Source organism: Streptomyces sp. NPDC088747, assembly GCF_044751025.1.
Lineage (GTDB): Bacteria > Actinomycetota > Actinomycetes > Streptomycetales > Streptomycetaceae > Streptomyces.
In genome coordinates this window covers 145,885-165,064 of the sequence record NZ_JBIVKZ010000019.1, presented here as the reverse complement: position 1 = coordinate 165,064, position 19,180 = coordinate 145,885, and the positions used below count along the sequence as shown (strand labels likewise).

17 protein-coding genes and 1 pseudogene are annotated in these 19,180 nt (G+C 70.8%); 8 read left to right on the top strand and 10 right to left on the bottom strand.

The annotated features are described in order from the left end of the window. Positions 1-80 precede the first annotated feature (80 nt). From ACIP79_RS34910 to ACIP79_RS34885, 6 genes are all read left to right on the top strand, one after another. Positions 81-1,220 (top strand): CaiB/BaiF CoA transferase family protein, encoded by a 1,140-nt coding sequence (locus ACIP79_RS34910; protein WP_401229978.1) that lies wholly within the window; start codon positions 81-83, stop codon positions 1,218-1,220. Next, a complete protein-coding gene (locus ACIP79_RS34905) occupies positions 1,217-2,359 on the top strand; it encodes an acyl-CoA dehydrogenase family protein (protein WP_401229975.1) in 1,143 nt (380 codons plus the stop codon). Before ACIP79_RS34910 ends, ACIP79_RS34905 begins: the two co-directional genes overlap by 4 nt. A 21-nt stretch (positions 2,360-2,380) precedes the next feature. Then, entirely contained in the window at positions 2,381-3,595 is a 1,215-nt protein-coding gene (locus ACIP79_RS34900) for an acetyl-CoA C-acetyltransferase (protein ID WP_401229972.1), read from the top strand. A 34-nt stretch (positions 3,596-3,629) separates the two neighbouring features. Continuing rightward, positions 3,630-5,816, top strand: a complete 2,187-nt coding sequence (locus ACIP79_RS34895) for a 3-hydroxyacyl-CoA dehydrogenase NAD-binding domain-containing protein (protein WP_401229970.1) — start codon at positions 3,630-3,632, stop codon at positions 5,814-5,816. Between the two features lie 113 nt (positions 5,817-5,929). Beyond that, positions 5,930-7,555, top strand: a complete 1,626-nt coding sequence (locus ACIP79_RS34890) for a thiamine pyrophosphate-binding protein (protein WP_401229967.1) — start codon at positions 5,930-5,932, stop codon at positions 7,553-7,555. A gap of 64 nt (positions 7,556-7,619) precedes the next feature. Further along, on the top strand, positions 7,620-8,360 hold the full coding sequence (locus tag ACIP79_RS34885) for an IclR family transcriptional regulator (protein WP_383685802.1): 741 nt from the start codon (positions 7,620-7,622) through the stop codon (positions 8,358-8,360). Positions 8,361-8,371: 11 nt separating this feature from the next. On the opposite strand, the pseudogene ACIP79_RS34880 reads toward ACIP79_RS34885, so the two are convergent. From ACIP79_RS34880 to ACIP79_RS34865, 4 genes and pseudogenes are all read right to left on the bottom strand, one after another. Continuing rightward, positions 8,372-8,534 (bottom strand): annotated as a pseudogene (locus ACIP79_RS34880) (cobyrinic acid a,c-diamide synthase); the annotation flags it as partial. Continuing rightward, positions 8,468-9,952: a sugar ABC transporter ATP-binding protein gene (locus tag ACIP79_RS34875; protein WP_401229963.1), complete on the bottom strand. Its 1,485-nt coding sequence runs from the start codon at positions 9,950-9,952 to the stop codon at positions 8,468-8,470. The pseudogene ACIP79_RS34880 and the gene ACIP79_RS34875, both read right to left, overlap by 67 nt. 1 nt (position 9,953) lies before the next feature. After that, positions 9,954-11,018, bottom strand: a complete 1,065-nt coding sequence (locus tag ACIP79_RS34870) for a sugar ABC transporter substrate-binding protein (RefSeq protein ID WP_401229961.1) — start codon at positions 11,016-11,018, stop codon at positions 9,954-9,956. A 151-nt stretch (positions 11,019-11,169) separates the two neighbouring features. Continuing rightward, entirely contained in the window at positions 11,170-12,207 is a 1,038-nt protein-coding gene (locus ACIP79_RS34865) for an ABC transporter permease (RefSeq protein ID WP_401229958.1), read from the bottom strand. A 141-nt stretch (positions 12,208-12,348) separates the two neighbouring features. On the opposite strand from ACIP79_RS34865, the gene ACIP79_RS34860 reads away from it, so the two are divergent. Beyond that, positions 12,349-13,074: an SDR family NAD(P)-dependent oxidoreductase gene (locus ACIP79_RS34860; protein WP_401229957.1), complete on the top strand. Its 726-nt coding sequence runs from the start codon at positions 12,349-12,351 to the stop codon at positions 13,072-13,074. Positions 13,075-13,104: 30 nt separating this feature from the next. On the opposite strand, the gene ACIP79_RS34855 is transcribed toward ACIP79_RS34860, so the two are convergent. The 5 genes from ACIP79_RS34855 to ACIP79_RS34835 all read right to left on the bottom strand — a co-directional run bounded on the left by ACIP79_RS34855 (position 13,105) and on the right by ACIP79_RS34835 (position 16,701). Beyond that, the gene (locus tag ACIP79_RS34855) at positions 13,105-13,812 is read right to left on the bottom strand and encodes a MerR family transcriptional regulator (RefSeq protein ID WP_401229954.1); all 708 of its coding nucleotides are present in this window, start codon (positions 13,810-13,812) and stop codon (positions 13,105-13,107) included. Positions 13,813-13,952: 140 nt separating this feature from the next. Next, the gene (locus ACIP79_RS34850; RefSeq protein WP_401229952.1) at positions 13,953-14,639 is read right to left on the bottom strand and encodes an SDR family NAD(P)-dependent oxidoreductase; all 687 of its coding nucleotides are present in this window, start codon (positions 14,637-14,639) and stop codon (positions 13,953-13,955) included. 135 nt (positions 14,640-14,774) lie between these two features. Continuing rightward, on the bottom strand, positions 14,775-15,167 hold the full coding sequence (locus ACIP79_RS34845; RefSeq protein ID WP_401229949.1) for an ester cyclase: 393 nt from the start codon (positions 15,165-15,167) through the stop codon (positions 14,775-14,777). Between the two features lie 124 nt (positions 15,168-15,291). After that, positions 15,292-15,945, bottom strand: a complete 654-nt coding sequence (locus ACIP79_RS34840; RefSeq protein WP_401229946.1) for an NADPH-dependent F420 reductase — start codon at positions 15,943-15,945, stop codon at positions 15,292-15,294. A 15-nt stretch (positions 15,946-15,960) separates the two neighbouring features. Beyond that, positions 15,961-16,701 (bottom strand): SDR family NAD(P)-dependent oxidoreductase, encoded by a 741-nt coding sequence (locus ACIP79_RS34835; RefSeq protein WP_401229944.1) that lies wholly within the window; start codon positions 16,699-16,701, stop codon positions 15,961-15,963. A 117-nt stretch (positions 16,702-16,818) separates the two neighbouring features. On the opposite strand from ACIP79_RS34835, the gene ACIP79_RS34830 reads away from it, so the two are divergent. Beyond that, a complete protein-coding gene (locus tag ACIP79_RS34830) occupies positions 16,819-17,403 on the top strand; it encodes a TetR/AcrR family transcriptional regulator (protein WP_401230090.1) in 585 nt (194 codons plus the stop codon). A 189-nt stretch (positions 17,404-17,592) separates the two neighbouring features. Here the strand turns inward: ACIP79_RS34830 and ACIP79_RS34825 are convergent, their stop codons facing one another. Next, entirely contained in the window at positions 17,593-19,098 is a 1,506-nt protein-coding gene (locus tag ACIP79_RS34825) for a M1 family metallopeptidase (RefSeq protein ID WP_401229941.1), read from the bottom strand. Positions 19,099-19,180: the final 82 nt, after the last annotated feature.

Below are 19,180 nucleotides of genomic sequence, written 5' to 3'. Positions count from 1 at the left end.
TCGCCAGGGCTTGCCCGATGTGGAACACGTTCATAACATCACTGATGTCACATCAGTAGTGTCACAGCGCTGGGGGCTTGATGGCAGTGACAGGCACGGCAGGGCACGGCCCGCTCTCCGGAGTGCGTGTCGTCGAACTGGCGGGGATCGGCCCCGGCCCGTTCGCGGCGATGCTCCTCGCCGACCTCGGCGCGGACGTGGTCCGGGTGGACCGCCCCGGCGGGGCCGGGCTCGCGATCAACCCCGAGTACGACGTCACCAACCGCAACAAGCGGTCGGTCGTGATCGACCTCAAGGCCGAGGACGGACCGGCCCGCGTCCTCGACCTGGCCGAGCGCGCCGACATCCTCGTCGAGGGCTACCGCCCCGGCGTCGCCGAGCGCCTCGGCGTGGGCCCCGAGGCCTGCCACGCCCGCAACGCCCGGCTGGTCTACGGACGGATGACCGGCTGGGGCCAGGAGGGCCCCCTCGCCCGACGGGCCGGGCACGACATCACGTACATCGCGCTCACCGGCGCGCTCGGCATGACCGGCAGGCCGGACGAGCCCCCCGTGGCCCCCGCGAACCTCCTCGGGGACTACGCGGGCGGCTCGCTCTACCTCGTCGTCGGCGTCCTCGCCGCCCTCCAGCACGCGCGCGCGACCGGCACCGGGCAGGTGGTGGACGCGGCGATCGTCGACGGCACCGCGCACCTCTCCGCGATGATCCACGGCATGCTCGCGGCCGGGGGCTGGCAGGACCGGCGCGCCGCCAACCTGCTGGACGGCGGCTGCCCGTACTACGGGACGTACGAGACGGCCGACGGGCGGTACATGGCGGTGGGCGCGCTGGAGCCGCAGTTCTACGCCGAGTTCGTGGCCCTGCTCGGGATCGAGGACCAGGCACCGGCCCGCAAGGACCTGTCGCGCTGGGACGAACTGCGCGAGACGGTCACGGCCCGCTTCAGGACCCGTACGAGGGACAAGTGGACGGCCGTCTTCGAGGGCTCCGACGCGTGCGTGGCACCCGTCCTGTCGCTGCGCGAAGCCCCGGCCCACCCGCATCTCGCCGCCCGCGGCACCTTCACCGACCACGGCGGCATCACCCAGCCCGCCCCCGCACCCCGCTTCTCCGTCACCCCCACCTCCGTCCGCGGCGGCCCCGCGCAGCCGGGCGCCGACACGGCCGACGTGGCCCGCGACTGGGACGTACCGGACCTCCTGAAGGGCATTCCAGAATGAAGCGGCAGATCTTCGCGGCCGAACACGACGCGTTCCGCGCGACGGTGCGCACCTTCCTCGCCAAGGAGGTGCTGCCCTACTACGGGCAGTGGGAGAAGGACGGCATCGTCTCGCGCGAGGCCTGGCGGGCGGCCGGGAAGCAGGGGCTGCTCGGCATCGCGGTGCCCGAGGAGTACGGGGGCGGCGGAAACCCCGACTTCCGCTACAGCGCCGTACTGGCCGAGGAGTTCACCCGCGCGGGCGCCGCCGGGATCGCCCTCGGGCTGCACAACGACATCATCGGGCCGTACCTCACGGGCCTGGCCACCGAGGAGCAGAAGCGGCGCTGGCTGCCCGGCTTCTGCGACGGCTCGTTGATCACGGCGATCGCCATGACCGAACCGGGCGCCGGATCCGACCTCCAGGGCATCACCACACACGCCGAGGACCGCGGCGACCACTGGCTGCTCAACGGCTCCAAGACCTTCATCTCCAACGGCATCCTCGCCGACCTGGTGATCGTGGTGGCGAGGACCACGCCGGAGGGCGGTGCGAAGGGCCTGTCCCTGCTCGTCGTCGAACGGGGTACGGACGGCTTCGAGCGCGGGCGCAACCTCGACAAGATCGGCCAGAAGGCGCAGGACACGGCCGAGTTGTTCTTCGACGACGTACGGGTGCCGAAGGAGAACCTGCTCGGCGAGCTGAACGGCGCCTTCGTCCACCTGATGACGAACCTCGCGCAGGAGCGCATGGGCATCGCCGTCGCCGGGATCGCCGCCGCCGAGTACGTCCTTGAGATCACCACGGAGTACGTCAAGGAGCGCGAGGCCTTCGGGCGCCCGCTCTCCAAGCTCCAGCACATCCGCTTCGAGATCGCCGAGATGGCCACCGAGTGCGCCGTCACCCGGTCCTTCCTCGACCGCTGCATAGTCGACCACTCGAACGGCGAACTCGACGCCGTGCACGCCTCGATGGCCAAGTGGTGGGCCACCGAGCTGCAGAAGCGCGTCGCCGACCGCTGTCTCCAACTGCACGGCGGCTACGGCTACATGAGCGAGTACCGCGTCGCCAAGGCCTTCACCGACGGCCGTATCCAGACCATCTACGGCGGGACCACCGAGATCATGAAGGAGATCATCGGCCGTTCCCTGCTCGGCTAACCCTCCCCGAAAGGCTTACCAGTGAGCACCGAAGCGTACGTGTACGACGCGATCCGCACCCCGCGCGGACGCGGCAAGGCGAACGGCGCCCTGCACGGCACCAAGCCCATCGACCTGGTCGTCGGCCTCATCCACGAGGTCCAGCGCCGATTCCCCGGTCTCGATCCGGCCGCGATCGACGACATCGTCCTCGGCGTCGTGGGCCCGGTCGGCGACCAGGGCTCCGACATCGCCCGGATCGCCGCGATCGCCGCCGGACTCCCCGACACGGTCGCCGGAGTCCAGGAGAACCGCTTCTGTGCCTCGGGCCTTGAAGCCGTCAACCTCGCCGCGATGAAGGTCCGTTCGGGCTGGGAGGACCTGGTCCTCGCGGGCGGGGTCGAGTCGATGTCACGGGTGCCGATGGCCTCGGACGGCGGCGCCTGGTTCGCCGACCCGATGACCAACCTCGACACGAACTTCGTCCCCCAGGGCATCGGCGCGGACCTCATCGCCACCATCGAGGGCTTCACGCGCCGCGACGTGGACGAGTACGCCGCGCTGTCCCAGGAGCGGGCCGCCGCCGCCTGGAAGGACGGCCGCTTCGAGAAGTCCGTCGTTCCCGTGAGGGACCGCAGCGGGCTCGTCGTCCTCGACCACGACGAGCACCTGCGCCCCGGCACCACCGCCGACTCGCTCGCCAGACTGAAGCCGTCGTTCGCGGACATCGGCGACCTGGGCGGCTTCGACGCGGTGGCGCTCCAGAAGTACCACTGGGTGGAGGCGATCGAGCACGTCCACCACGCGGGCAACTCCTCGGGCATCGTGGACGGCGCGTCACTCGTCGCCGTCGGCTCGAAGGAGGTCGGCGAGCGCTACGGCCTCACCCCGCGCGCCCGGATCGTCTCCGCGGCCGTCTCCGGCTCGGAGCCCACCATCATGCTCACCGGACCCGCGCCCGCGACCCGCAAGGCGCTCGCCAAGGCCTCTCTGACCATCGACGACATCGACCTCGTCGAGATCAACGAAGCCTTCGCCGCGGTCGTCCTGCGCTTCGTCAAGGACATGGGCCTGTCCCTGGACAAGGTCAACGTCAACGGCGGCGCGATCGCGCTCGGCCACCCGCTCGGCGCCACCGGCGCGATGATCCTCGGCACCCTCGTCGACGAACTGGAGCGCCAGGACAAGCGCTACGGCCTCGCCACACTGTGCGTCGGCGGCGGCATGGGTGTCGCCACGATCGTCGAGCGCGTCTGACCTTCCCCAACGGATCCCTTACGGAGCACCCCTGATGAGCACTGAGCCCACCACCATCCGCTGGGAACAGGACGAGACCGGCGTCGTCACCCTCGTCCTCGACGACCCCGACCAGTCCGCCAACACCATGAACCAGGCCTTCAGGGCGTCGATCGCCGCGATCGCCGAACGCGCCGAGGCCGAGAAGGACTCCATCCGCGGGATCATCTACACCTCCGCCAAGAAGACGTTCTTCGCGGGCGGCGACCTCAAGGACATGATGCGGGTCGGCCCGGAGAACGCCCAGCAGGCGTTCGAGACCGGCACGGCCATCAAGTCCGCCCTGCGCCGCATCGAGACCCTCGGCAAACCGGTCGTCGCCGCCATCAACGGCGCTGCCCTCGGCGGCGGTTACGAGATCGCCCTCGCCTCCCACCACCGCGTGGCGCTCGACGCCCCCGGCTCCAAGATCGGCCTGCCCGAGGTCACCCTCGGCCTGCTCCCGGCCGGCGGCGGCGTCACCCGCACCGTCCGCCTGATGGGCATCGCGGACGCCCTGCTGAAGGTGCTGCTCCAGGGCACCCAGTACTCCCCGCGGCGGGCCCTGGAGAACGGCCTCGTCCACGAAGTGGCGGCCACTCGCGAGGAGATGCTCGCCAAGGCGCGCGCCTTCATCGACGCCAACCCCGAATCGGCCCAGCCGTGGGACAGGCCGGGCTACCGCATCCCGGGCGGTACGCCCTCGAACCCGAAGTTCGCCGCCAACCTCCCGGCGTTCCCCGCCAACCTGAGGAAGCAGCTGAACGGCGCCCCCTACCCGGCGCCGCGCAACATCCTCGCGACCGCCGTCGAGGGATCGCAGGTCGACTTCGAGACCGCGCTGGTCATCGAGGCCCGCTACTTCACCGAGCTGGTCACCGGACAGACCGCCAAGAACATGATCCAGGCGTTCTTCTTCGACCTCCAGGCGGTCAACTCCGGCGCCAACCGCCCCAAGGGCGTCGAGCCGCGCCCGGTCCGCAGGGTCGCCGTCCTCGGAGCCGGGATGATGGGCGCGGGCATCGCGTACTCGTGCGCCCGCGCCGGCATCGAGGTCGTCCTCAAGGACGTCTCCGCGGAAGCCGCGGCCAAGGGCCGGGCGTACTCCGAGAAGCTCTGTGCCAAGGCCGTCTCCCGGGGACGGACGACACAGGAGAAAGCCGACGCGCTCCTCGCCCGCATCACCCCCACCGCCGACCCGAACGACCTCGCCGGCTGCGACGCCGTGATCGAGGCCGTCTTCGAGGACACCTCGCTCAAGCACAAGGTGTTCCAGGAGATCCAGCACCTCGTCGAGCCCGACGCGCTGCTCTGCTCCAACACCTCGACCCTGCCGATCACCGTGCTCGCCGAAGGAGTCGAGCGGCAGAGCGACTTCATCGGGCTGCACTTCTTCTCACCGGTCGACAAGATGCCGCTCGTCGAGATCATCAAGGGCGAGCGCAGCGGCGACGAGGCACTGGCCCGCGCCTTCGACCTCGTACGCCAGATCAGCAAGACCCCGATCGTCGTCAACGACTCGCGCGGCTTCTTCACCTCCCGCGTCATCGGCCACTTCCTCAACGAAGGTGTCGCGATGGTCGGTGAGGGCATCGAGCCCGCGTCCGTCGAGCAGGCGGCGGCCCAGGCGGGCTACCCGGCCAAGGTCCTCTCGCTGATGGACGAGCTGACCCTCACCCTGCCGCGCAAGATCCGCCAGGAGTCGAAGCAGGCCGTCGAGGAGGCGGGCGGCACCTGGGAGACGCACCCGGCGGAGGCGGTCATCGACCGCATGGTCGACGAGTTCGGCCGCACCGGCCGCAGCGGCGGCGCGGGCTTCTACGAGTACGGCGACGACGGCAGGCGCGGCAGGCTCTGGCCCGGTCTGCGTGAGCACTTCACGAAGCCGGGCACCGAGATCCCCTTCCGGGACATGCAGGAGCGCATGCTCTTCGCCGAGGCGCTGGACACCGTCCGGCTCCTGGAGGAGGGCGTCCTGACGTCCGTCGCCGACGCCAACATCGGTTCCCTGTTCGGGATCGGCTTCCCGGGCTGGACCGGCGGTGTCCTCCAATACATCAACGGATACGACGAGGGCGCGGGCCTGCCCGCCTTCGTGGCACGGGCGCGCCAACTCGCCGAGCGCTACGGGGAGCGGTTCGCACCCCCGGCGCTGCTGGTCGAGAAGGCGGAGAAGGGGGAGCGGTTCAGCGACGCGCGCTGAGACGCCCGGGGACGTATCGCTGAGCGACACGCCGCCCTTGCTCCCGGTGGTCCGGGGACCCGACGCTGACCGCGCACCGGTCCTGTCCCGTCCCCGCCCACCGAGGAGCCCCCATGGGTCGCCGTCCCGCGCTCGCCCTGCTGGACATCCTGCGCGGCGAGGGCGTGGACCGCGTCTTCGGCAACCCGGGCACCACCGAACTGCCCTTCCTCGCCGCCCTCATGGACGCCCAGGACGCGCCGGAATACGTCCTCGGCGTCCACGAGGGCGCCGTCGTCTCCATGGCGGACGGGTACGCCCGCGCCACCGGCCGCCCCGCGTTCGTCAGCCTGCACATCGCGGCCGGGCTCGCCAACGGCCTCATAGGACTGCTCAACGCCCGCCGCTCGCGCACCCCGATGGTGGTGATGGCCGGCCAGCAGGACCGCCGCCACCTCCAGCAGGACCCCATGCTGTCCGGCGACCTGACGGGTCTCGCCGCGGCCGCGGTGAAGGCCACCTTCGACGTCCAGCACGCCCGTGACCTGCCGCTCGCCGTGCGCCGTGCCTTCGCCCTCGCCGTACGGCCGCCCGCGGGACCGGTGTTCCTCTCCGTGCCCATGGACCTGCTCGCCGAGGACACCGAGATCGAGGTCCCGCCCCGCACCCCGGCACCCCGCACGGGAGCGGCCGCCGGCCTTGAACGCGCCGCCGTCCTGCTCGGCGGCGCGGCCCGCCCGGTGATCGTCGCCGGGGACGGGGTGGGCCGCGAGAACGCCCTCCCCGCGCTCGTCCGCGTCGCCGAGGCCTGCGGCGCGCCCGTCCACCACCAGCCGATGGCCGACTGCCTGGACTTCCCCACCACCCATCCCCTGTACGCCGGCATGCTGCCCCCGCGCCACGACGCGATCCGCGACGCCCTCAAGCCGTACGACACCGTCCTCATCGCCGGTGCGCACGCGTTCACGCCGCACCACTACAGCCCCGGGCCCCCGCTGCCGCCCGACCTCACGGTGGTGCAGCTCGACTCCGACCCGGACGAGATCGGCCGCAACTTCGCCGTCGGCACCGGGCTGGTCGGTGCCCTCGCCCCCTCGCTCGACCGGCTGGCCGAACTGCTGCACCAGCGGGTCCCCGCACACAGCGCGAAGGCCCGGGTGCTGCGGGCCGGTGAGCGGCACACGGCCGAACGCAAGGAGACGGACGACGCCGCCCGCGCCGCCTACTCCCCGGCGCCGCTCGCGCCCTGGGCCGCGGCACACGCCGTGGCGCGCGGGCTGCCGCCGGACGCGGTGGTCGTCGAAGAGGCCATCACCGTGGGCCTGTTGCTGCGCCGGCTCGTACGTCTGGACCGTCCCGGCAGCTACACGCACACCGTCGGCGGAGGCCTCGGCTGGGGGATCGGCGCGGCCGTCGGGCGCGCGCTCGCCGAGCCGGGGCGCCCGGTGGTCGCCGTACTCGGCGACGGCTGCGCGCTGTTCGGACTCCAGGGGCTGTGGAGCGCGGCGCGCAGCGCGGTCCCGGTGCTGTTCGTGGTGCTGGGAAACGGCGCGTACCGCACCCTTCAGGACACCTACGAGGCGATGGCCGGGCAGGGGGCCTGCCCCGGCACCGAGTTGGGCCCGCTCGACTTCACCCAGGCGGCGCGGTTCTTCGGGCTCGACGCAGTGCGCGCCGAGAGCGCGGAACACCTGGGTGAACTCGTGTCCGGGGCGGGGAAGTTGACGCGCCCGCTGCTCGTCGACGTCCCCCTTCGGTGAGTCCGGCCCGCTCAACATCGACAGGCACCTTGTCAACCGCCCCCGGGCACCCGACCATCGGTCCATGACGGACGGTCCGGCGCCCAAGTCGGTGCTCGCGCGCGGAGCGACGCTGCTGCGTGCCTGCGGGGACTCCGAGGGCGCGCTGAGCCTCGCCGAACTGGCCCTCCGCTCGGGGCTGCCCAAGCCGACAGCGCACCGTCTGCTCGGCGAGCTGGTCCGGCTGGAGCTGCTGGAGCGCGCGTCCGACGGCCGCTACCGGATCGGCCTCGCCCTCTTCGTGATCGGCCAGTCGGCGCCGTCCGCACGGGAGTTGAGGGACGCGGCGCTGCCCTACCTCGGCGACCTGCACGGGGAGACGCACGAGAACGTGCACCTCGCCGTCCCCGACGGTCCCGACACCCTCTTCCTGGAGAAGATCACCGGCCGCCGTGCCACGCCGATCGTCTCCCGGGCCGGGGGCCGTCTGCCGGCCCACTGCACCGCCACCGGCAAGGTCTTCCTCGCCCACGACCCCCGCCCACCGCACCTCGCCCTGCCCCGCCTCACCCCGCGCACCCTCGTCCTGCCGGGCCAGCTCGCCCGCGACCTCGCCGCCACCCGCGTCCGCGGCTACGGGGTCAACCTGGAGGAAGCGGAGGTCGGCATCTCCGCCGTGGCCGCCCCGGTCTACGAAAGGGGCCGGGGCCCCGGCCCGATCGCCGCGATCTCCGTGACCGCAGGCACCCGCCGCCTGGACGTCGACCGCGTAGGCGCCAGGGTGTGCGCGGCGGCACGGGCACTGACAAGAGCGCTGTCGGCATAGGAGATTCAGTCGTCCGGCGTTTGAGGACGAGCGCGAAGCGCGAAAGCGGGGGTCTGGGGGCGCGGCCCCCGGATACGGGACGGGAAGGGGCGGAGGGGGCGAAGACCCTACTCCCCGCCCGACCGCGCGACCCCCGACTGCACCGCCACGGCCAACGCGTGCTCCGTCAGCCGCTCCCCGTACACCTCACCCACCACCCGCCCCCGCACGAACACCAGCACCCGGTCGCACACCTCGGTCAGCTCCGCCAGATCGGTCGAGGTGATCAGCACAGCCGCCCCACCCGCCGCCAACTCGCCCACGATGGTGTGCATTTCAGCCCGCACCCCGACGTCCACACCCCGCGTCGGATCGTCCAGCACGACCACACGGGGCTCGGTGGCCAGCCACTTGGCGAAGACGACCTTCTGCTGGTTGCCGCCGGACAGCCGCCCCACGATGTCGTACGGACCGCCACGCAGCCGCAGCCGCTCGGTCAGGTCGGCGGTGCGCCGCACCAGTTCACCCCGGGAGGGCAGCACCCCGCCGCGCCCGAGGGCCAGCCAGCTCACCGTGGTCGTGTTCTCCCAGACCGTACGCTCGGCCATCAGCCCGAACCGCTTCCGGTCACTGGGCACGAAGGCGACGCCCGCACGCACGGCGCCCCGTAACGACCGCGGCATTCCCCGGCCACCCACGTCGACCCGCCCCGACGAGATCGTCGTACGGCCGCAGACCACCTCCAACGCGACCAGATGGCCCGCTCCTTGGAGCCCGGCCAGTCCGACCACCTCACCCGCGCGCACGGTGAAGGTGACGTCGACGAGCCGTCCGGGCACGCTCACCTCGGACAGCACCACCGGTGGCGGGCCTTCGGTGAGGGCACGCGTGCGGCGTTCGGGCTGGGCCGGCCGGCCGCCCAGCATCGCCGTCACGAGCTCCGGCACGTCGACCTCCCCGCGCCGGGCGCCGTCCAGTGCCACCCGGCCGTCCCGCAGCACGGTGACGCGCTGCGCGAAGCGCATCACCTCTTCGAGGAAGTGGGTGACGTACAGAACCGCGATGCCCTGCCCGGTGAGGGTCCGCAGGACCTGTTCCAGGCGGTCCACCGCGGCGGCGGGCAGCGCGGAGGTGGGCTCGTCCAGGACCAGCACCTTGGGGCGGCGCAGCAGCGCCCGCGCGATCTCGGTCAACTGCTGGTCGGCGAGCGGAAGTTCGGCGAGGAGCGCGCCGGGGTCGATGTCGAGTCCGAGTTCGGCGAGTACCGGCTCGGCGGCGCGGTCCATGGCGCGCCGGTCGAGCAGGCCGAAGCGGTGGGGCGGCCGATAGGGGTAGAGGTTCTCGCGGACGGTGAGGTCGGGGAAGAGGCTCAACTCCTGTGAGACGACGGCGATCGCGTCCGACGTCGTCCCCTTCGCCAGTTCCACCGTCCCCGCGTCCGCCGTCACCGTGCCGGACAGAATCCGCACCAGCGTCGACTTCCCCGCCCCGTTCTCGCCGACCAGCGCGTGCACTTCACCGCCGCGCAGCCGGATACCCGCGCCGTCGAGCGCCTTGACCCCGCCGTACGACTTGACCAGGTCCCGCGCCACGAGCATGTCGCCGTCATCCATTTCAGCGCGCGTCCTTCAGAGGCTTGAGCTGGGCGTTCTGGTCGCCGAGCAGCTTGTCGATCGTCGGCTTGTACCAGTCGTACGCCGCCTCGGCGGTCTTCTGCCGCCTGATGATGCCGTCGATGTTGCTCTTGTCGACGACCCCGCCGGGGGAGAGGAACCAGCCGTCGAGGAGCTTGCCGTCGTTGTCGCGGACCGCCTCGATCAGCATCGCCGTCGAGAGGTAGCCCTTGAGGAAGTGCTGCGGGTCGATGGTGACGAAGTTCGAGCCGTCCCTGACCGCGTCGAGGGTCTTCGGGTCGACGTCGAAGCCCGCCGTGAGCCAGGTGCCCCGCTCGGACTTCTTGATCTTCGCCAGGTTGTAGCTGTCGGCGTCCCCGACGCCCAGGAAGGCGAGCGCGTCGGGATGCGCGTTCACCTGCGCCGACCAGGAGCTGTGGTTCTGTCCGGGATCGCTGTACGTCTGGAAGGGGCCCAGGACCTTCACGTTCGGGGCCTCCTTCGCGAAGGTGTCGGAGATGCCCTTGGCCCGGTTGTCCAGCACCGGGGTTCCCGGGTTGGGCACCCCGACGACGATCTCGCCCTTCGGGTCGTCGCCGAGCCGCTTCAGGGCCTCCTTCGCCATCAGCTCGCCGAGCGCGTAATTGTCGTTACCCACATAGAAGTTCACCTTGCTGCCGTCGGTCGGCGAGGTGTCCAGAGCGACGATCGGGATGCCCTGGTCGACGGCGCGCGCGGCGGGCCTGGTGAAGATCGGCGGGTCGAGGTTCTCCAGGACGATGCCGTCCTTGGCGCGGGCGGTGAGGTTCTGGAAGAGCTGCACCTCCGCGGGCCCGTCGGTGTTGGGCGGACCGACCGCCTTGAAGTCGATGTTCCCCGCGTGGTCGGCCGCGCTCTCGGCGCCGAGGACCATCTCGTGGGCGAAGTTCAGGCTGATGTTGGCCACCGCGATGCCCATGCTCAGCCTTCCGTCCTTGCCGGAACCGCTCCCTTCGCCGCAGCCCGCGACGGCGAGGAGGGCCAGCGCGGCGGGCACGGCGAGCAACGTACGCGATCGGGGGTGCATCACGGCCTCCAAGCGGCTTCGGACGAGCTGCGGACAATCTCTGAGCGGGCGTTGATCGAGCTCCGGGAGACCTCTCGGCCGTGTCTGGGCCGGTGTCTCGGCCGGGCGAAGGTCCCGGGCGATGGTCAAGGGGGCACCTCGGCTCGGGACTTCAGCGGCGCCGCCGTCCGCTGCGGCGCAGCGCGCTGTCCGCCGCCACCGCGACGAGGATCACCCCGCCGGTCGCGAACGACGTCCAGTTGATGGGCACTTCGAAGAACACGAGCCCTGAGGCGACGACGGCCAGGATCATCGCTCCGGCCACCGCTCCGACCACCGATCCGCGCCCGCCCGCGAGCGGGGTGCCGCCGATGATGCAGGCGGCGATGGCCTGCAACTCGTAGCCCTGGCCCAGAGTCGGGTCCCCGGCGCCGTAGAAGGCGAGCGCGAGTGCCGCGGCGCAGGCGGTGGTCAGGCCGGACAGGGCGAGCGCCTGGATCCGGGTGCGGACGACGGGGATGCCGCTGAACTCGGCGGCGTCGGGGTTGGATCCGATCGCCCGCACCCGTGCGCCGAAGCGTGTCCGGGTGAGCACGACCGTCAGTACGACGACCACCGTCACCAGTACCCACAGGGCGAACGGCACGCCGCCCGCGTCGCCGCCCGCGAGCGTGAAGAACGAGTCGTCGAGCGGCAGATCGGTGATCTGCTTGCCGTCGGCGAGCGCGAGCCCGACGCCCCGGAACAGCATCAGGGTGCCCAGCGTCACGATGAACGAGGGCAGCGCGAGCAGCGTCGTGACCAGGGCGTTGAAGACGCCGAGCAGAGCTCCGGTGAGCAGGATCACCGGCACCGCCAGCCACGGTGGCGTGCCGTCCCGGATCAGCAGCGCGCCGACGACCAGACACATCGCGTACGTCCCGCCCACCGACAGGTCGACCTCGCGCATGGCCAGCGCGAACACCATCCCGCACGCCATCAGGGAGATGTAGACGGAGTTGTGGGCGGTGGTGAGCAGGTTGTCGCTGTCGAGGAAGTCCGGGTAGGGGATGCCGATCACGGCGATCAGCAGCCCGAGGACGACCAGTACGCCCAGTTCGTCGCGGATCAGCCGCCGGGACCGCGGCCAGTGCGACGTCGGCCCCCGCTTCTCACCGCCCGGTTCGCGGGCGCGCTCGGCATCGTCCACGGCACGCTCGGTCTCGGTCATCGGGCACGGCTCCCGTACGGCTGACGCTGGCTGGGCGGTCGCCCCGCAGCGTGGGCCTCACGAACGCGCGCGGCAACAGGGCCGTTCCGGCGAGTGGAATGCGCTCTTGCCGAGTGACTGACGGTTCATCACACTCGCCCCATGGAGACACGTACCGCCCTGGTGACCGGAGCGGCACAGGGCCTCGGGCAGGAGTTCGCCGTCGCGTTGGCGGGGCGCGGATACCGGGTCGCGGGGATCGATCTCGTCCCGCAGCCGGAGACCGGCGAACGGGTGCTGGACTACCTGGAGTTGATCGCCGACGTCACCGACGAGGAGCAGATCGGGCACGCGCTGGAGCAGGTCATCGACCGGTTCGGGACACTGCACGTTCTCGTCAACAACGCCGGTGTGTACCCGGAGTCGGCCTTCGAGGACATCACGCCCGAGGAGTGGCGGCGCGTCATGCGCGTCAATCTGGAGGCCCCGTTCCTGCTGACCCGCGCGGTGCTGCCGTATCTCCGGGCGGCGGGCTGGGGGCGGATCGTGAACATCGTGTCGGCCGCCGTCCTCACCGCGCCGCCGACGATGGTCGCGTACGTGTCCTCCAAGGCCGGCCTGATCGGCTTCACGCGCTCGCTGGCCTCCGCGCTGGGGCCGTCCGGCATCACCGCCAACGCGATCGCGCCGAGCATGGTCCGCACGGCCACCGCCGAGCGGACCGTCGGAGCGGACGGCGGCTTCGAGCACGTCCGTTCCCAGCAGGCCGTTCCCCGGACGCAGGAGCCGTCCGACCTCGTCTCCACGCTCCTGTACGTCGTCGACGAAGGCAGCGACTTCCTGACCGGACAGACCCTCAACGTGGCGGGCGGGTCGGCCTACTTGTAGGAACACGGCAGGGCGGCGGGTTCGCGCGGCTCAGGACTCCTTGAGCCACTCCCGCAGTTCCTCCTTCAGTGAGCGCTGGAAAGTCGTCAACAGCGCCTGCACCACCAGCGGTTGCATGTGCGCCGACAGCGACTTCACCGCAGCCACCGAAGTGACCGACTCGCCCTCGCGCACCGTGGCACGCAGCAGCTCGGACAACTCGCGGGCCGCCGCGCGCGAGTGCTCCAGCAGCACCGTGCGCGCCGCGAGGATCGCCTCTTGCGCGATGGGTACGTCGAGAAGCTGTACGCCGAGCCGCAGCAGCGCCGGGTCCACGCGGAGGGAGTCCGGGGTGCGCGAGATGACGCTCATCGCGGCGAGCCGGTCGAGTTCCTCCTCGCCGAGCGGGCGCCCGGCCCGCCGTTCCAGCTCCTCGCGCGTCACGTCCTCCGCCGCGTCGGGCGCCCAGGAGGCCACCACGGCACGGTGGATGGCGAGATCGTGCGCGCTCAGTCCCGGCGGCAGCTGCTGGAGATACCGCTCGATCGCGGACAGCGTCATGCCCTGGTGCTGCAACTCCTCGATGAGCGCGAGCCGGGCCAGATGCTCCTGGCCGTACTGGCCCACCCGCCTGGGCCCGATCACCGGCGGCGGCAGCAGACCCTTGGTGCTGTAGAAACGGACCGTACGGACGGTGACCCCCGCACGCGCGGCCAACTCATCCACCGTGAGCGCCGGCTCCTCGGTGTCCGTGGTCATATCGGGCCCCGCCTCTCCGCGACATACTCCGATCAGGTGCAACAGTATTGCTGTCTCACCATCCCTGTGACAGCACCCACCCACCACCGGCCCACGCCCGCCCCGGCCGTTCCCGCGGGGCTACCACCGCCTGCCACCGCCTACCAAGGCACCTCCCCGTTCTCGTCCTGGAAGGTTCCTGTCGGACCGTCCGTGGCGAGGGTCGCGAGGCGGACGACGACCGCGGCGCTCTCCTCCGGCGCCCGTCCGATGCCGAACGCCGCGGTCAGGTCCGTCGCCGTGGTCCCGGGCTCCACCGCGTTGAACTTGATGCCCGGGTGGGCCTTGGCGTACTGGACCGTGAGCATGGTCGCCGCGGACTTGGACGCGGAGTACAGCGCCAACGGCAGGTTGAACTCCGGCCGGTCCGGGTTGGTCACCGCCCAGAAGGACCCGGCACTGCTGGAGACGGTGACGACGGTCGGGTTCGCGGAATTGCGCAGCAGGGGCAGCGCGGCCTCGGTGACGCGCACGATTCCCACCGCGTTGGTGTCGAAGGCCCGCAAAGCCGTGGGCCCGTCGAGGACCCCGTCCCCCAGGACGCCCGCGTTGTTCACCAGGACGTCGAGCCTGCCCTCGGCCGAGCCGATCGTCGCCAGCGCGTCCCTCACCGACGCGTCGTCGGTCACGTCGAGCCGCACGAACCGCGCGCCCAGCTCCGCCGCGGCCTTCTCGCCCCGCTCGACGTCACGAGCGCCGATGTAGACGACGTGGCCCAGCGCCAGAAGCTGTTTGGCCGTCTCGAAGCCGATGCCCTTGTTGGCCCCGGTGATCAGTGTGATGGTCATGCGTGTCCTCACGAATTACGTGGCCCGAGTGGGCCGTTAGCGATGGGGTTGGGTGGGAATGGCGGGTTTATTCGGGATATCCGGTTCCTGGAGATGCCCTGGTCGGCCGTGAGCCGCCCGTGCCGGTCCCGGAGGTCAGCCGGTCAGCTGCCGGAGAAGTTCGGCGGCGTCGTGCAGGGCGGTCATGTGCACGAACCGCCCGTCGCGGACCTGGTAGATGGCGTACTCGGTGATCTCGAACGAGGCGCCGGTGGGAGTCACGCCGAGCCATTCCCTCGCGGGAGTACCGGTGTTGACCAGCCGCGCGGCCAGACGGTCACCGTCGAAGAGCAGTTCCTTGAGCTCCCAGTGGAGATCCGGAACCGCGTCCACGTCATGCTTCTGCACGGCGATGAGATCGTCCCGGGTGGCCGGCTCACCGTTCAGGGTGGTCCGCTCGGAGATGAACTCGTCCATACCGTCGAACTCGTGGGCGTTGAGCGCCTCGATATAACGCAGGTAGAACGCGCGCAGATCACTGTCGGACATGAAGACGACCCTTCTGTGGAGCAGCTCCGGGTCGGATCGGGTCGGATCAGATCGGATCGGGGCCGCAACGGATGGTGATTCGATCGACGGATATCCGCCTCGGCGAGGCCGTGGAACCCGGCAGTCACCGTCGGCCGACGGGCCGCGCTCGACCCAGATTGGCCATCAGCTCGCCGCGGGTCTGTCGAGGGGCCTCGGTCCAGGCGGGCTGACCCGGAGCGGAGCGCCAGGATTCGCTCAGCGGACTGTTGTCCACGGTGTCGAAACCGAACCGGTCGTACAGCCGCGCCACCAGTTCGACCGCTTCCGGGTGATCACTCGACACCGGCAGCGCCAGCCGGCCGGGATCGCCCGGGGGACGCCCGGCGGTGGTGATGCGGGGAGCCTGGATATGGGTGAACGCCTGGACGACCCGTGAGGTGGGAAGCTGCTCCTGGCGCAGCTCGTGCACCGTCTTCTCGCCCGAGTCGATGACGTCGATGTGACCGTCCCGCCAGATCATGTAGTTGTTCGTGTCCAGCACGATCTTGCCCGCGAGCTCCGCGACGGGCATGTCGTTGACGACTTTGAGAGGTACGGCGACGACCGCGAAGTCGCCGGCCCGCGCGGCGTCCGCGGCGTGAGCGGCCCGCGCCGACGGGCCGAGTTCGGCGACAAGGTCCGCCAGGGTCTCGGGCCCGCGCGAGTTGGCGAGGACGACGTCGTATCCGATCGCCAGCGCCGCGCGGGCGATCTGGCCGCCCACCTCGCCCGCGCCGATGATCCCGATGGTCTTCATGGGTGGTCGCGCCTCTCAGATCTGGTTCAGACCGCCGTCGACGTACAGGCTCGAACCGGTGATGAAACTGCTCTGCCCGCAGGCGAGGAAGGCCACGGCGGCGGCGATCTCCTCCGGGCGCGCGAGCCGGCCCAGCGGCACACGCGTGGACAGCTGCTGCTTGAACCCCTCCGGGTCGGGGGTGAGCCCCGACAGCGCGGGGGTGTCGGTCGGGCCGGGCGTGACGGTGTTCACCCGGATCCCGCGTCCCTTGAGTTCGTTGGCCCAGGTCCGGGAGAACGACCGGGTGGCGGCCTTGGTCGCCGCGTACACGCCGAGCGCCTCGTCGCCGACGTCCACGTTGGTGGAGCCGTTCAGAATGACCGAGGCGCCCTCGTTGAGCAGGGGCAGCGCCTTCTGGACGGTGAACAGCATGCCGCGGACATTGATGCCGAAGAGGGTGTCGAAGTGCTCCTCGGTGATCTGCTCCAGCGGCCCGAGCGAGGCGACGGAGGCGTTCGCGAACAGGACGTCCAGGCCTCGCCCCCGGTCGCGGATCGTCTCGTAGAGCCGGTCCAGGTCGGCCAGGTTCGCGATGTCGCCGGTCACCGCGGTGGCCGCCGAACCGATCGTCTCGACGGCCGCGTCGAGTTCGGCCTTGCGCCGGCCGGTGATGAAGACGTGTGCGCCCTCGGCCGCCAGCCGGACGGCACTGGCCAGGCCGATTCCGGCGCTGCCCCCGGTCACGAGAGCGGTCTTTCCCTCAAGCAGTCCCACGAGAACAGTCCCTTCGACTTCCGCAGCGATCGATGCGGAAGTCGAACGGTAGCACTTCTGAAGCGATCGCTGCAGAAGAGGTAGGCTGTCGGGGTGGAGAAGAAATTGAGCGGCCCCATGGGCCGACCGCGAGGATTCGACGTCGACGAGGCTCTCGAGTGCGCCATGCTGGTCTTCTGGAAGCACGGCTACGAGGGCACCAGTACGGCGGGCCTGACGAACGCGATGGGTATCTCCACCACCAGCATGTACGCGGCCTTCGGCAACAAGGAGAAGCTGTTCCGCAAGGTCCTGGAGCGCTACACCGAAGGCCCGAGCGCCTATCTCGCCCGAGCCCTAGAGGAGCCGACCGCCCTCGGCGTCGCCACCGCGATCCTGGCCGGCACCGTGCGGACCACCACCCGCCCGGCCAATCCCCACGGGTGCCTGGGCGTGCAGAGCGCCCTCACCGTCAGCGACGCCGGGCAGGAGGTCCGTGACCTCCTCGTCGCCTGGCGCGACGACGGCTACTCCCGCGTCCGCGAGCGGTTCCGGCGCGCCGTCGACGAGGGCGACCTGCCTCCGGAGACCGACCCGGGGCTACTGGCCCGCTACCTCACGACCTTCGCCTACGGCATCGCCGTCCAGGCGGCGAGCGGTGTCTGCCGCGACGAACTCCAGGAAACGGCCGACGCCGCCCTGCGCAGCTGGCCGATCTCCTGAGACTGAGACCCACCCGGCGGAAGGCCGGCCCCCGTACGCCGGGGGAACGCCCCCAGCGAGCAGGTCGAAGGCGCGGCCGGGGCGGCGGCTCGCCATGCCAGCGCCCCGGCCGGACAGCCCGCGGGTCACGTGAGACGCCGACCGGGCCGAGACACACGGACAGGTCCTACGGCCCTGTCCTGGACCACCTCAGTGATCGTGAACCGAGTCGGTCGCGGCGATCTTCTTCCACGACTTCGGCCGAGACGGCGAAGCCGCCCCTTCGGCCCCCGCCGACCGCGCGATCGACGCGCTCAGCGCCGCGGGCGCCGCCGGCTTCGACGGCTGGTAGAGCCAGGTGTCGAAGAGCGGGCCGAGCGCCTTTCCGGACACCTCCTCGGCGTACTCACGGAAGTCGCCGACCGTGGCGTTCCCGTACGCGTGCTCACTCGGCCACCCCTTCAGGACGGTGAAGAACGCGTCGTCCCCGATCTCGTTCCGCAGCGCCTGGATCGCCAGCGCCCCGCGGTCGTACACCGCGAGGTCGAACTGGTTCTCCGGCCCCGGGTCCCCGGGCGCGACCGTCCAGAAGGCGTCGTCCGCCGGGTGCGAGGCGTACACATAGTCCGCGAGTTCCTGCGTCGTCCCCTCGCCCTCGTGCTCCGACCACAGCCACTGCGCGTACCTGGCGAAGCCCTCGTTGATCCAGATGTCCTTCCACCCGGCGACGGACACGTCGTCCCCGTACCACTGGTGGGCCAGCTCGTGGACGACGACGGACACGTTCGAACCGTTCGCGAACTGGCGCGGGCTGTAGAACGGCCGGGTCTGGGTCTCCAGCGCGTACCCGGTGTTGGTGTTCGGGACGTATCCACCCAAAGCATTGAAGGGGTAGCGGCCGAAGTACCCGGTGAGGAAGTCCGCGACCTCACCGGTGCGTTCGATGCTCGCCCGCGCCGCCCCGTCGTTGTCGCCGAGATCCTTGCTGTACGCGTTGACGATCGGGATGCCGCTCTCCGTCGTCCCGGTCGTGATGTCGAACCTGCCGACCGCGAGCGTGGCGAGATAGGTGGCCTGCGGCTTGTTCGACCGCCAGTTGTAGCGCGTCCAGCCCAGCCGCGAACTGGTCGACTGGAGCGTGCCGTTGGAGATCGCCTGGGTGCCGTCGGGGACGTTGACCGACACGTCGTAGGTGGCTTTGTCGAGCGGGTGGTCGTTGCTGGGGAACCACCACCACGCGGCCTCGGGCTCGTTCGCGCCCACGCCGCCGTCAGGGGTGCGGTGCCAACTGGTGAACCCGTACGCCGACTTCGACGAGGGCACACCGCTGTAGCGCACCACGATCGTCACGGTCCTGCCCTTGGCCAGCGGCGTCTTCGGGGTGATCTCCAGTTCGTGCTCGCCGGAGGTGGTGAACGACGCCTTCACGCCATTGACCCGCACCTCGCTCACATCGAGGAGAAAGTCCAGATTGAAGCGTGAGAGATCCTCCTTGGCGGTCGCCAGAAGGGTCGCTGTACCCTCCAGTTCGTCGGTCCGCGGCTGGTACTGGAGCCGCAGATCGTAATGCGAGACGTCGTAGCCGCCGTTGCCGTAGGCCGGGTAGTAGGGGTCGCCGATGCCCGGTGCCCCGGGGGCGTAACCGGCCGCCGATGCCGGGACCGCCAGCAGGAGTGAGGCCGCGAGCGCGCCCGGTGCGATGAGTCTGCGGTGCACGTCAAGCTCCAAGTTGTGGGGGCGTGAAGTCTGTTCGGAGCCTATTCAGACCCTGTGCCCCCGGTCATGTCCACGGCCACCC

Excerpts from the sequence above, each read along its gene's own strand:
- ACIP79_RS34905 (WP_401229975.1), top strand. The coding sequence starts at position 1,217 with ATGAAGCGGCAGATCTTCGCGGCCGAACACGACGCGTTCCGCGCGACG.
- ACIP79_RS34860 (WP_401229957.1), top strand. The coding sequence starts at position 12,349 with ATGGAGACACGTACCGCCCTGGTGACCGGAGCGGCACAGGGCCTCGGG.
- ACIP79_RS34875 (WP_401229963.1), bottom strand. The coding sequence starts at position 9,952 with ATGGATGACGGCGACATGCTCGTGGCGCGGGACCTGGTCAAGTCGTAC.
- ACIP79_RS34845 (WP_401229949.1), bottom strand. The coding sequence starts at position 15,167 with ATGTCCGACAGTGATCTGCGCGCGTTCTACCTGCGTTATATCGAGGCG.
- ACIP79_RS34885 (WP_383685802.1), top strand. The coding sequence starts at position 7,620 with ATGACGGACGGTCCGGCGCCCAAGTCGGTGCTCGCGCGCGGAGCGACG.
- ACIP79_RS34850 (WP_401229952.1), bottom strand. The coding sequence starts at position 14,639 with ATGACCATCACACTGATCACCGGGGCCAACAAGGGCATCGGCTTCGAG.
- ACIP79_RS34830 (WP_401230090.1), top strand. The coding sequence starts at position 16,819 with ATGGGCCGACCGCGAGGATTCGACGTCGACGAGGCTCTCGAGTGCGCC.
- ACIP79_RS34855 (WP_401229954.1), bottom strand. The coding sequence starts at position 13,812 with ATGACCACGGACACCGAGGAGCCGGCGCTCACGGTGGATGAGTTGGCC.
- ACIP79_RS34890 (WP_401229967.1), top strand. The coding sequence starts at position 5,930 with ATGGGTCGCCGTCCCGCGCTCGCCCTGCTGGACATCCTGCGCGGCGAG.
- ACIP79_RS34865 (WP_401229958.1), bottom strand. The coding sequence starts at position 12,207 with ATGACCGAGACCGAGCGTGCCGTGGACGATGCCGAGCGCGCCCGCGAA.
- ACIP79_RS34870 (WP_401229961.1), bottom strand. The coding sequence starts at position 11,018 with ATGCACCCCCGATCGCGTACGTTGCTCGCCGTGCCCGCCGCGCTGGCC.
- ACIP79_RS34910 (WP_401229978.1), top strand. The coding sequence starts at position 81 with ATGGCAGTGACAGGCACGGCAGGGCACGGCCCGCTCTCCGGAGTGCGT.
- ACIP79_RS34895 (WP_401229970.1), top strand. The coding sequence starts at position 3,630 with ATGAGCACTGAGCCCACCACCATCCGCTGGGAACAGGACGAGACCGGC.
- ACIP79_RS34840 (WP_401229946.1), bottom strand. The coding sequence starts at position 15,945 with ATGAAGACCATCGGGATCATCGGCGCGGGCGAGGTGGGCGGCCAGATC.